Raw genomic sequence first — 12518 nt, forward strand, 5'->3', positions numbered from 1 at the left:
CCCACGGAACTGCCTTGTCGTGCCGGTCCACGCCTGCGGCTGACCGAAACAGAGCGGAGCCATGTCTATGCCGTCCGACAGATTGGCGATCTATTCCGACGGTCTGCAGAGACTCGCGGCCGATGACCGGTTGCGGCGCCTCAGTCCACGGGCCGGTCTCGATTTCTCCTCCAACGACTATCTCGGTCTCGCACAGGCTCCGCGGATGAAGCGCGCGGTCGCCGCGGCCATGGAGGCCGGCACGCCGGTCGGTGCCGGCGGCTCGCGCCTGCTGCGAGGCAATTGCGAGGAGCACGAATGGCTCGAGGCGGAAGCGGCGCGCTTCTTCGGTGCCGAGAGTGCGCTGTTCTTCGGCTCCGGCTACATGGCGAACTTCGCCGTGCTCACCACGCTGCCGCAGCGCGACGACCTGCTGGTGCTCGATGCGCTGGTTCATGCCAGCACCCATGAAGGCGCGCGCGCCGGCCGTGCCGAGACGTGCCAGTTCAGCCACAACAACGCCCAGTCGGCCGAGGACGCGATCCTGATCTGGCGCAGGGGCGGCGGGGTGGGCCGGCCCTGGATCGTCGTCGAAAGCCTCTACAGCATGGATGGCGATCTCGCGCCGCTGGCGGATTTGATCGCGATCGCCGAGCGCCACGATGCCTTTCTGCTGATCGACGAGGCCCATGCGACCGGGGTCCTTGGCGCGCAGGGCCGCGGTCTTGCCGCAGCCTACGAGGGACGCGAGAGCATCGTGACCGTTCACACCTGCGGCAAGGCGTTGGGCGCCGCCGGCGCGCTGGTCACCGCAAGCCGCGTGCTGTGCGACACGCTGATCAATCGCTGCCGCCCCTTCGTCTTCAGCACGGCGCCGTCGCCGCTGATGGCGGTGGCGGTGGCGGAAGCGCTTGCGATCCTGCGCGAAGAGCCGGAGCGGCAGCGGAGGCTGGCGCAGCTCGTCGCCTTCGCCCATGGCGCGATCGCCGCGCGCTTCGGTGAAAGCTGGTCGCCGTCGCAGATCATTCCCTGCATCGTCGGCGACAATGCGCGCGCGATGAACCTGGCTGCCGCGCTGCAGGCGCGGGGCTTCGACGTCCGCGGCATCCGCCCGCCGACGGTGCCGCCGGGCACGGCGCGGCTCAGGCTGTCGCTGACCTTGAATATCGACGAGGCGGCCATCGCGGCGCTGCTCGATGCGCTCGCCGACGAGATCGGAGGGCTGCGGCCATGACGCTGCGCATCGTGGTCACCGGGACCGACACCGGGATCGGCAAGACGGTGTTCGCCGCCGGCCTCACGGCGCTGCTCGGTGCCTGCTATTGGAAGCCGGTCCAGGCCGGCCTTGCCGAGGAGACGGATGCCCGCCGTGTCCAGCGGCTCGCCGAACTCGCCGACGACCGCGTGTTGCCTGAAGCCTATCGGCTGGCCGAGCCGGCCTCGCCGCATCGCGCGGCGCGCCTCGCAGGCATCAGTATCGATCCGCTCCGCCTCCGTCCTCCGCAGGCCGTCGGCCGGCCTGTCGTGATCGAGGGGGCCGGCGGGGTCATGGTGCCGCTCGATTCCGGAACGCTCTATCTCGATGTCTTCGCGCGCTGGCAGCTCCCGGTCGTGCTCTGCGCGCGCACCAGTCTCGGCACGATCAATCACTCGCTGCTGTCGCTGGCGGCGCTGCGCAGTCGCGGCATCGACGTGCTCGGCATCGCCTTCATCGGCGACGGCCACGACGACAACGAAGATACGATCTGCCGGTTCGGCGAGGTGAGGCGCCTCGGCCGTTTGCCCTGGGTCACGCCGCTGACGGCGCGATCACTGCAGCACGTGTTCGGTACTCAATTCCAGCGCACGGATTTCGAAGGATGACGCGCAACGCAGCCTCGCCGATCTGGCATCCCTTCACGCAGCACGCCCTCCAGCCCGAGATGACACCGGTCGCGCGCGGCGAGGGCGCCTATCTCTTCACCGCCGACGGCAGGCGGATCATCGATGCGATCGCGTCCTGGTGGGTGGTCACGCACGGCCATTGCCATCCGCATATCGTGCGCGCGATCCAGGATCAGGCCGAGCGGCTGGATCAGGTCATCTTCGCCGGTCATACCCATGAGCCGGCCGAGCAGGTTGCCGCCGGGCTGCTCGCGCTGGTGCCGCCGAGCCTCACGCACGTGTTCTTCTCCGACAGCGGCGCCACCAGCGTCGAGGTCGCGCTGAAGATGGCGCTCGGCTATTTCAGGAACATCGGCGAGTCGCGCACGCGCATCGTGGTAATGCAGCATTCCTATCACGGCGACACCATCGGCGCGATGTCGGTCGGCGCGCGCGGCGTGTTCAATGCGGCCTATGAGCCGCTGCTGTTCGACGTCGCCGTCGTCCCGTTTCCAGCGCAAGGCAGGGAACAGGCGACTCTGGATGCGCTCGCTACATTTTGCGAGAAGGACCGGCCGGCCGCCTTCATCGTCGAGCCCTTGGTGCTCGGCGCCGGCGGCATGCTGATGTATCCGGCCGCGGTGCTGCGCGAGATGCACCGGATCTGCAAGGCGTTCGGCGTGCTGTTCATCGCCGACGAGGTGATGACCGGCTGGGGCCGCACCGGCACGTTGTTCGCCTGCGAGCAGGCGGACATTGCCCCCGATATCGCCTGCTACGCTAAAGGACTGACTGGAGGCGCGATGCCGCTTGCGGTTACGCTGTGCAGTCCCGCCATCTTCGAGGCGCACTATTCGACCGACCGCGCCTGCACGTTCTTTCACTCCAGCTCCTACACCGCCAATCCGATCGCCTGCGCGGCGGCGAGCGCCAATCTCGAGCTGTTGCGGCAGCCGCAGACGCGCGCCCGGATCGCCGCCGTCGCGGCCGCGCAGGAGCGTTGCCTCGACCGCTTGCGTTACGACGAGCGATTTGCCGACCTGCGGCGCTGCGGCACCATCACCGCGCTCGATCTCCACGCCGACGAGCCTGGCTACCTCGCCGAGGTCGGCCCCAAGCTGCAAGCCTTCTTTCGCGACCGCGACGTCCTGCTGCGTCCGCTTGGCCACACGATCTACGTCATGCCGCCTTACTGCGTCACCGCCGGGGACGTCGAGACGGTCTATGCCGCCATCGACGAGGCCGTCGATCACGTGCTCTGAGGGGCTGTTCTGCGGACCGAGATTTGCGCTCCGCGATCCCGCGCACTAGCATCGTGCCAACGTCGTTGCGGAGGAAGCGGTCATGAACGCGCCGGTCAGCGGAGATGGCACCAAGGAGTGCAAGGAGGCCAGCGCAGCCGTGAGCGCGGCGCAGCAGGCTCTGCTGGAGGCGCTGCCGTTCGGCGACACCGCCGATTTCGATGATGCCGCCCGCGGCTTTCTCGGCACGATCGATCAGGCCAAGGTGGCGACGGCGCAGGGGCGCACCGTCTGGAGCCTCGCGCCCTACGGCTTCCTTGATGCGGAGCAGGCGCCGCCGACCGTCAATCCCAGTCTGTGGCGGCAGGCGAAGCTCAACATGCATCACGGCCTGTTCGAGGTCGTGCCCGGCGTGTACCAGGTGCGTGGGCTCGACATCGCCAACATGACGCTGATCGAGGGGGACAGCGGCGTGATCGTGGTCGACACGCTGACCTCGATCGAGGGCGCGCAGGCTGCATTGGAGCTGTACTACCAGCACCGCGGCGTCAGGCCGGTCACGGCGGTGATGTTCACGCATACCCACACCGATCATTGGGGCGGCGCGCGCGGCGTGGTCGACGATGATGCCCTGGCCAGCGGCCGCGTGCCGCTGATCGCGCCGAACCTGTTCATCGAGCATGCGGTCTCCGAGAACATCATCGCCGGTCCCGCGATGCTGCGGCGGGCGCAATATCAGTTCGGGCCGCTGCTCGCGAAGGGTCCGAAGGGCCATGTCGATTGTGGGCTCGGCAAGACCATGGCGGCGGGGGCCGTTGCGCTGTTGCGGCCGACCGACCTGATCATGGCGACCGGTGACACCAGGACCATCGACGGTCTCACCTTCGAATTCCAGATGGCGCCGAACAGCGAGGCGCCGGCGGAGATGCATTTCTTCGTGCCGCGCTACGGGCTCCTGAACCTCGCGGAGAACTGCACGCACAACTTCCACAACCTGCTGCCGTTTCGCGGCGCCGACGTGCGCGACGCGCTGGCGTGGTCGAAATATCTCGGCGAGGCGCTGCAACTGTGGGGCGGCAAGGCGGAGGTGATGTGCGGCCAGCATCATTGGCCGATATGGGGCGCGAGCCGTGTCGACGGCATGATCCGCGAGCAGCGCGACCTCTACAAGTTTGCCCACGACCAGACGGTGCGGCTGATGAATCATGGCCTGACCGCAAGCGAGATCGCCGAGCAGATCAGGCTGCCCCGGAGCCTCGAAGGGGCATGGCATGCGCGCGGCTATTACGGCCACATCCGCCACAACGTGAAGGCGATCTACCAGAAATATCTCGGCTGGTATGATGCCAATCCGGTCAATCTCGATCCGCTGCCGCCGGTCGAGGCCGGCCGGAAATACGTCTCCTATATGGGCGGGGCCGAGGCGCTGCTGGCGCGGGCGAGCGCGGACTTTGCCAACGGCGAATTCCGCTTCGTCGCGCAGGCCGTGGGTCATCTCGTCTTCGCCGAGCCGGACAATGCCGAGGCGCGCGCGCTGCTGGCCGACACGCTGGAGCAGCTCGGCTATGCCGCCGAGAGTGCGACCTGGCGCAATGCCTATCTGTTCGGCGCGCAGGAGCTGCGCCAGGGTATGCCGGAGGTTCCGGCCCGGCCCGGCCTGCCGCGCGAGACGCTGGCGGCGCTGCGCACCGAGCAGCTATGGGACGTGCTCGGGGTCAGGCTGAACGGGCCCAAGGCGGAGGGCAAGCACATCGTGCTGAACTGGACGTTCACCGACACCGGCGAGCGCTTCGTGCTCACCTTGCAGAATTGTGCGCTGACCTATGCGGTCGGCGTGCAGGCGTCGACCGCCGATGCGGGGTTCACGCTGGCGCGTTCGACGCTTGATGCGGTCATTGCCAAGGCCACGAGCTTTCCGGAAGCGGTCGCCGCCGGAAAGATCAGCTTCGCGGGCAATCCGATGCGGCTGGCCGAGCTGATGTCGCTGATGGATGAGTTCCCGCGCATGTTCGAGATCGTCGAGCCGAAGCGAGGCGCCGTGACCTGAGTTGAGGCGGAGGCCGGGCTGCCGACTTGCCCGGCCTCCTCGTGCTATTCGGCGCTGCTGACCAGCCGGATGCGCGGCTTCGCGATGTCGATCAGGCTGCGATACGCGGCGAGATAATCGAGCGCCATGCGGCGCGCGGTGAAGCGGCGCTCGAACTGCTCGCGCACGCGGGCGCGGCTCAGGTCGGGCAGGCGATTGACGGCCGCGACCGCGCTGAGCTCGTCCTCGACGATGAAGCCGGTCACGCCGTCGTCGATCACTTCTGGAACCGAGCCGCGGTTGTAGGCGATCACGGGCGTGCCGCAGGCCATCGATTCGATCATCACGAGGCCGAACGGCTCCGGCCAATCGATCGGCAACAGCAGTCCGAGCGCGCCAGACAGGAACTCCGGCTTCTCACGATCGCCGATCTCGCCAATGAACTCGACGAGCGGATTGTCGTGGATCAAGGGACGGATCGTCTGTTCGTAATAATCTTGGTCAGCGCGATCGACCTTGGCCGCGATCTTCAGCGGAATCCCGCAGCGTATGGCGATCTTGATGGCACGGTCGACACCCTTTTCCGGGGCGATGCGTCCGAGCACGGCGAGATAGCTCGGCGTCACCGGCTTGGGCATCAGGAGCGTTGCGGGCAGTCCATGCAGCACGGTGCGCACCCAGTTCGCATTCGGCACCGGCCGGCGCTGTGAGTCCGAGATCGAGACGACGGGAACATCCTTGAAGACCGAAAACACCGGCTGGTGCTCCGGAAGATCGAGCCTGCCGTGCAAGGTGGTCAGGAAAGGTGTGGGTTGCCGGTGGAACAGGGAGAACGGGTAGTAGTCGAGGTGGAAGTGCAGAATGTCGAACTGTTCGTCGTCGCATTGCTGCCGGACGTTTTCGAGCATCACCATGTGCAGCGCGTTCGGATCCCTCACCGATCCGTCGAGGCGCAGAGCTCTCGGCCATGTCGGAGAGAGCTTCGCCGAGGTCTGAGAATCGCCGCTGGCGAACAGGGTGACGTCGTGTCCGAGGGCAACGAGCTCTTCGGTCAACCAATGAACGACCCGCTCAGTGCCGCCGTAGAGCTTCGGAGGCACGGCCTCCGTCAATGGAGCTATTTGCGCAATGCGCATCTCGTCGTCTCCTGTTCGTGACCGATCATGGATGAATCCCCAATGGCGCCGGCACTGCCACAGCGGGAACGTTGTCGCATGTGCGAAGTTCCATTCACGCGATCACTCTTTCTTCGACACAACGTGTTCCGCGCCGTCTCATTGATGCCATCCCCGCTCTCCAACGCTGCCCGCCGCGGCATCACCGGAGGGCAGGGTTGCGCTGCGAAGGCGCACGGAACCGGAGAAATGGTTCATCGTTCATCTGGCCCCATCAGGTGTCGCCACGACCTCGCTCATCAAGGGGAAGACCATGGATCAGCTTTCAGGCTACGCGCACCGACCCTTTCCCTTCGTGATGCGCTATCTGCGCAAGCGTCCCACCGCCCATCTCGTGATCCTGATGGCCGTCATCGGTGCGGTTGCCTGTTCGGTAGGCACGCAATATGGCGTGAAATCCCTCGTCGACAGCCTCTCCGCCGGGCCTGCGGGGGGCGGCAACGTCTGGGCCGCGTTCGTGCTGCTGATGGCGCTGATCGCGACCGACAACATTCTGTGGCGCGTCGCCAGCTGGATCGCGAGCTTCACCTTCGTCCGTGTCACCGGAGATCTCCGGCGCGACATCTTCCGTCATCTCACCGGGCATTCGCCGAGCTATTTCGGCGACCGTTTGCCCGGCATGTTGTCGAGCCGCATCACGGCGACGTCGAACGCCGTGTTCACCGTCGAGAACATGTTCGTCTGGAACGTCTTGCCGCCATGCCTCGCCACCGTCGCGGCGATCTGTCTGATCGGAACCGTGAGCGGCCCGATGGCCATCGGCCTGCTGCTGATCGCGGCGATGATGGTGGCGGCGATGTTCCGTCTGGCGGCCGCCGGCAAGCCGCTGCATGACGATTTCGCCGACAAGGCGGCCATGGTCGACGGCGAGATGGTCGACGTGATCTCGAACATGCCGCTGGTGCGCGCGTTCTGCGGCCTGCGCCACGAGCACGACCGATTCGATGCGACCGTCGACCGGGAGCTCGAGGCGCGCGGGCGCAGTCTTCGCTACCTCGAGAAGCTGCGCATTCTGCACGCGACGGTCACGATCGTGCTGACGGTCGCGCTGATGGCGTGGGCGATCTCGCTGTGGCAGCGGGGCGGGGCGACGACGGGCGACGTCGTGCTGGTCTGCACGCTCGGCCTCTGCATTCTCAACGCGACGCGCGATCTGGCGGTGGCGCTGGTCGACGTCACCCAGCACGTCGCGCGCATGAGCGAGGCGATCGCGACCCTGCTGCAGCCGCACGAGCTGCGCGATCACCCCGAGGCCGAGCCGCTGGTCAAGAGCGGTGCGGCCATCGCCTTCGACAACATCACCTTCCACTATCCAGGCGGCGACAAGCTGTTCGACAATTTCACGCTGCGCCTGCAGCCGGGCCAGCGCGTGGGCCTGGTCGGACAGTCCGGCGGCGGCAAGTCGAGCCTGTTCACGCTGCTGCAACGGTTCTATGATCCGCAAGCCGGGCACATCAGGATCGATGGTCAGGACATCGCCAAGGTCACCCAGCAGAGCCTGCGTGAGGCGATCTCGGTGGTTCCGCAGGACATCTCGCTGTTCCATCGCTCCATTCTGGAGAACATTCGCTACGGACGTCCGAGTGCGACCGACGACGAGGTGTTACGGGCGGCGATCGCGGCGCGCTGCGACTTCGTCGAGACACTGCCGGAAGGACTGCAGACGATGGTCGGGGATCGCGGCGTCAAGCTGTCGGGCGGGCAGCGCCAGCGCATCGCGATCGCGCGGGCGTTCCTCAAGGACGCGCCGATCCTGCTGCTCGACGAGGCCACGGCTGCGCTCGACAGCGAGTCCGAGGAGGCCATCCGCGAGGCGTTGAGTCGGCTGATGCGCGGCCGCACCGTCATCGCGATCGCGCATCGGCTCGCGACCTTGCGGAATTTTGACCGCGTGGTGGTGCTGAAATCGGGCAGGATCATCGAGGACGGCGCGCCCGACCGGCTGATGCAGGACGAGGGCCCGTATCGGGATCTCGTGACCCAGGAGATGAACCGGCTCGCCAAGTTCGCCGCTTGATCGTAGCGTCGGGTCGCGTCGAGAACGTGCACTCTCGGTTGTCTGGGCACTTCAACATCGCATGAGGCCAACATGTCCGCCGAAGTCGCAAGCACACTGTCGTCGATCACCCAGACGGACGAGCCCGCGGAGCAGCCGTTCTATATTCCCATGACGGGGCCGGCGTCCCGGCCGCGGCGCTCGCTCAAGCACGACGATACGTTTATCGTCCTCGACGGCCACGGCGACATCGGCGCCTCGGCCGGCGGACCGGACGGTCTCTTCAACGCTGATACGCGCTATCTCGCGCGGCTCGAATTGACGCTGGACGACGTTCAGCCCCTGCTGCTCGGCTCGAGCCTGCGCGACGACAACTCCGCGCTGACCGTCGATCTCACCAATCCCGACATCTACAGCCAGGGCCGCCTGGTGCTGCCGAAGGATATGCTGCACATCGTGCGCACGATCTTTCTGTGGCATGGCACGGCCTATCAGCGCATCGGGCTGCAGAACCATGGCGATCGCCAGGCCAGCTTCGATCTCAAGCTGACATTCGACAATGATTTTGCCGACCTTTTCGAGGTGCGAGGCACCGTGCGGCCGCGGCGCGGCATCAGCGCGAGCCGCCTGGTGGACCCGTCCGAGGTCGTCCTGCGCTATCGCGGCCTGGACAACGTCCTGCGCACCACCGACGTGAGCTTCGATCCGCGTCCGACGCATCTCACCGTCAATGCCGCAACCTATCATTTCGATCTTGCCCCGCAGGAATCGGCCTCGCTGTTCGTGGCCGTGATGTGCAACGCCAAGGCCGGCGAGCGGCCCCGGCGCTTCTTCCGCAGCCTGCTCGCCCATCGCCGAGAGATGCGCCGATGCACCGTTGGCGCCGCCAGCATCGAGACCTCCAACGACATCCTCAACGAGGTGCTGTGCCAGGCAGCGGCCGATCTGAACATCCTGATGACGGATACGCCGGAGGGGCGTTATCCCTATGCCGGCATTCCCTGGTATTCGACGACATTCGGTCGCGACGGGCTGATCACCGCGCTGCAGATGCTGTGGGTCGATCCGCGCATTGCCCGCGGCGTCCTGCGCCGGCTCGCCGTGCATCAGGCGCGCACGACCGATCCGCTGTCCGATGCCGAGCCCGGCAAGATCCTGCACGAGATGCGCGGCGGCGAGATGGCGGCGCTGCGTGAGGTGCCGTTCGGCTGCTATTATGGCAGCGTCGATTCCACGCCGCTGTTCGTGCTGCTCGCCGGCCTCTATATCGAGCGCACCGGCGACATCGACACCCTGAGGGAGCTATGGCCGGCGATCGAGCTGGCGTTGCGCTGGATCGACGGCCCCGGCGATCCCGATCGCGATGGCTTCGTGGAATATCAACGCGCCTCCGAGCAGGGTCTCGCCAACCAGGGCTGGAAGGACTCCTACGACGCGGTGTTCCATGCCGATGGACGTCTCGCGGAAGGTTACATCGCGCTTGCGGAGGTGCAGGGCTATGTCTTTGCCGGCAAGCAGCTGGCGGCGCGTTGCGCCCGTCGGCTCGGCAAGGCCGAGATGGCGGACCGGCTCCAGGCCGAGGCCGCTGATCTCGCGGAACGGTTCGAGGACGCCTTCTGGTGCGAGGATCTGAACACCTATGCGCTCGCGCTCGACGGCCACAAGCAGCCCTGCCGCGTCCGGACGTCCAACGCCGGGCAGCTGCTGTTCAGCGGCATGGTGCGCGAGGATCGCGCCCGCAAGCTTGCCGCCGAACTGCTGCGGCCGCATTTCTTCTCGGGCTGGGGCATCCGCACCGTCGCCTGCGGCGAGCCGCGCTACAATCCGATGTCCTATCACGACGGATCGATCTGGCCGCACGACAATGCGCTGATTGCGCTCGGCCTGTCGCGTTATGGCCTGAAGCATGCCGTCGAGCAGGTGTTCGGCGGCCTGTTCGAAGCAGCGTCCTACATGGATCTGCGCCGGCTGCCGGAGCTGTTCTGCGGCTTCCGGCGCGAGAAGCATCGCGGCCCGACGCTCTATCCGGTGGCCTGCGCGCCGCAGGCCTGGGCCAGCGCAACCCCATTCACCTTGCTTGAAGCGGCGCTCGGGCTCGAGTTCGACGCCGCGCGCGGCGAGATCCGCCTGCGCAATCCGCGGCTGCCGGCGTTCCTGGACTGGGTGGTGCTGCGCGATCTCAGGCTCGGCAACTCGACGATCGACCTGCGGATTCGCCGCCATGGCGAGGACATCTCCATGGAGGTGCTGCGGCGGCGCGGTCAGATCCAGGTCTCGCTGGTGCTGGCGCAATGATGACGCTGAAACACGCCCTCCGCCGAGCTGCTCGCAGCTGCCTCCTCATGCTGCCGCTGCTGATCGGTCTGCATGCGACTCATGGGCATGCGCAGCAGCCGTCGCCGACACCGCCCGCCAAGGATGCGGCGGCGCCCGCGAAAGAGCCGGCACCACCCCCTTCGGTCACGATCCTCGGCGCGCGCGATGCGCATGGCGTGCTCGGTCGCGACGTGCGCAGCTCGACCGGCGAGGACATGGGCCACATCGTCGACGTCATCGTCGATCTCACCGGCACGGTGCGCGCCGCGGTGATCGATTTCGGCGGCTTCCTCGGCGTCGGCAGCCGCAAGATCGTGGTCGACTGGACCGCGCTCGATTTCAAGCACATCGCCGAGAAGAGCGACCAGGTCACGCTCGACCTCACCAAGGAGCAGGTGAAGGCCGCGCCCGAATACAAGGAGGACAAGCCCGTCGTCGTGCTCGGCGCGTCCGGCAAGCTGTCACCCTGGGATTTCGATCATTGAGTTGAAGCGTGAGATTGCCGGTCCGGCCTGCGCGTGCAGCGGAACACGGTGGGGATGTTCTGTCCCGTCAGCCTCATGAGTTGAGATGAGTTGAGATGTGAGAGCCATGCCGATTGCACGGCCGTCGAGATCGCCTGACCGGGAGCCCGAGCCTGACGGCGCGGCAGAGGCGGGCGTGCGTCCGGATGCCGGGGAGGATCATGGCCAGACTTCAAGACCAGCGCCGTCGCGGCAGAGCCTGCGCGGGCTGGACTGGTTCATCTTCTTCCTGGCCGACGTGCAGACCGGCTTCGGTCCCTTCATCGCGGTCTATCTGACGACGCAGAAATGGACGCAGGCGCAGATCGGTCTGGTGCTGTCGATCGGCGGCATCGTCGGGCTGATCGGGCAGATGCCGGGCGGCGCGATCATCGATGCGGCCAGATCCGAGCGCCGCATCGCCGGCCTTGCCATCGCGGCCATCGGCGGCTGCGCGCTGGCCTATGCGGCTTGGCCGATCTTTCCCGTGGTCGCGGCTGCCGCAACGTTGCATGCGGCGGCGAGCTGCGTGCTGGGACCTGCGATCGCGGCGATCAGCCTCGGCCTGGTCGGTCCGCGCGGCATGGCGGAGCGGCTCGGCCGCAATGCGCGGTTCGCGTCGCTCGGCAATGGCGTGGCCGCGGCCGTGATGGGCACCTGCGGCTATCTGCTGTCCAGCCGCGCCGTGTTCTTGGTCACCTTCATTCTCGCCTTTCCGACGCTGATCGCGTTGTCGCGAATCCGCGAGCGCGAGATCGATGTCGCGCGGGCGCACGGCCGGGCCGATCACGAGGACAAGGAGGTCGCGCGGCTGTCGAATCTGCTCGGCCTGCTGCGTCAGCGCGCGCTGCTCGTCTTTGCGCTCGGCGTGTTCCTGCTGCAACTCGCCAATGCGGCGATGCTGCCGCTGATGGCCGGCGTGGTGACGACGAAATCGAGCGAATGGGCGCCGATGCTGATCGCGTTCTGCATCGTGGTGCCGCAGGCGATCGTGGCGCTGACCTCGCCCTCGGTCGGCGCGGTGGCGCAGCAATGGGGCCGTAGGCCGCTGCTGATGTTGGGGTTTGCCGCGCTCGCGATGCGCGGCGCGCTGTTCGCGGTCGTGCACGATCCCTACATGCTGGTGGCGGTGCAGATCTTCGACGGCGTCACCGCGGCCGTCTTCGCCGTCATGATTCCACTGACGGTGGCCGACGTCGCCTTCGGCAGCGGGCATTTCAATCTGGCGCAGGGAATTGTCGGGACAGCGTCGGGGATCGGCGGATCGCTGTCCACCGTCGTCGCCGGCTTCGCCAGCGACCGCTACGGCAGCGCCACCGCCTTCATGGGTCTGTCGGGCGCGGCGCTGACAGGTCTTCTTCTGATCGCGCTGCTGATGCCCGAGACCGGGCACCGCCGGCGCAGGGCGTGAACGGGCAG

Annotated in this window: 9 protein-coding genes; 8 read left to right on the forward strand and 1 reads right to left on the reverse strand. The window is 66.9% G+C overall.

The window, feature by feature from the left end:
* The first annotated feature begins 67 nt into the window (after nucleotides 1-67).
* From QX135_RS07820 to QX135_RS07835, 4 genes are all read left to right on the forward strand, one after another.
* The gene (locus QX135_RS07820) at nucleotides 68-1213 is read left to right on the forward strand and encodes an 8-amino-7-oxononanoate synthase (protein ID WP_316177253.1); all 1146 of its coding nucleotides are present in this window, start codon (nucleotides 68-70) and stop codon (nucleotides 1211-1213) included.
* Entirely contained in the window at nucleotides 1210-1842 is a 633-nt protein-coding gene (bioD, locus tag QX135_RS07825) for a dethiobiotin synthase (protein ID WP_316176714.1), read from the forward strand. Before QX135_RS07820 ends, bioD begins: the two co-directional genes overlap by 4 nt.
* Nucleotides 1839-3104: an adenosylmethionine--8-amino-7-oxononanoate transaminase gene (locus tag QX135_RS07830; protein ID WP_315799021.1), complete on the forward strand. Its 1266-nt coding sequence runs from the start codon at nucleotides 1839-1841 to the stop codon at nucleotides 3102-3104. The genes bioD and QX135_RS07830 overlap by 4 nt, the downstream gene beginning before the upstream one ends.
* Nucleotides 3105-3186: 82 nt before the next feature.
* Complete coding sequence (locus tag QX135_RS07835) at nucleotides 3187-5130, forward strand: alkyl/aryl-sulfatase (RefSeq protein ID WP_316176713.1); 1944 nt, start codon at nucleotides 3187-3189, stop codon at nucleotides 5128-5130.
* 44 nt (nucleotides 5131-5174) lie between these two features.
* Here the strand turns inward: QX135_RS07835 and QX135_RS07840 are convergent, their stop codons facing one another.
* Complete coding sequence (locus QX135_RS07840; RefSeq protein ID WP_316176712.1) at nucleotides 5175-6245, reverse strand: glycosyltransferase family 4 protein; 1071 nt, start codon at nucleotides 6243-6245, stop codon at nucleotides 5175-5177.
* Nucleotides 6246-6537: 292 nt separating this feature from the next.
* Here QX135_RS07840 and QX135_RS07845 point away from each other — a divergent pair, with 292 nt between their 5' ends.
* The 4 genes from QX135_RS07845 to QX135_RS07860 all read left to right on the forward strand — a co-directional run bounded on the left by QX135_RS07845 (nucleotide 6538) and on the right by QX135_RS07860 (nucleotide 12510).
* Complete coding sequence (locus QX135_RS07845; RefSeq protein ID WP_315779511.1) at nucleotides 6538-8301, forward strand: ABC transporter ATP-binding protein; 1764 nt, start codon at nucleotides 6538-6540, stop codon at nucleotides 8299-8301.
* A 72-nt stretch (nucleotides 8302-8373) separates the two neighbouring features.
* Complete coding sequence (locus QX135_RS07850) at nucleotides 8374-10575, forward strand: amylo-alpha-1,6-glucosidase (protein ID WP_315737141.1); 2202 nt, start codon at nucleotides 8374-8376, stop codon at nucleotides 10573-10575.
* Nucleotides 10576-10622: 47 nt separating this feature from the next.
* On the forward strand, nucleotides 10623-11081 hold the full coding sequence (locus tag QX135_RS07855; RefSeq protein WP_315737142.1) for a PRC-barrel domain-containing protein: 459 nt from the start codon (nucleotides 10623-10625) through the stop codon (nucleotides 11079-11081).
* Between the two features lie 106 nt (nucleotides 11082-11187).
* Nucleotides 11188-12510 carry an MFS transporter gene (locus tag QX135_RS07860; RefSeq protein WP_316176711.1) on the forward strand — a complete coding sequence of 441 codons (1323 nt, stop codon included), beginning with the start codon at nucleotides 11188-11190 and terminating at the stop codon, nucleotides 12508-12510.
* Nucleotides 12511-12518: the final 8 nt, after the last annotated feature.

Origin of the sequence: Bradyrhizobium sp. SZCCHNR1098, from assembly GCF_032489375.1 — a bacterium.
Classification (GTDB): Bacteria; Pseudomonadota; Alphaproteobacteria; order Rhizobiales; family Xanthobacteraceae; genus Bradyrhizobium.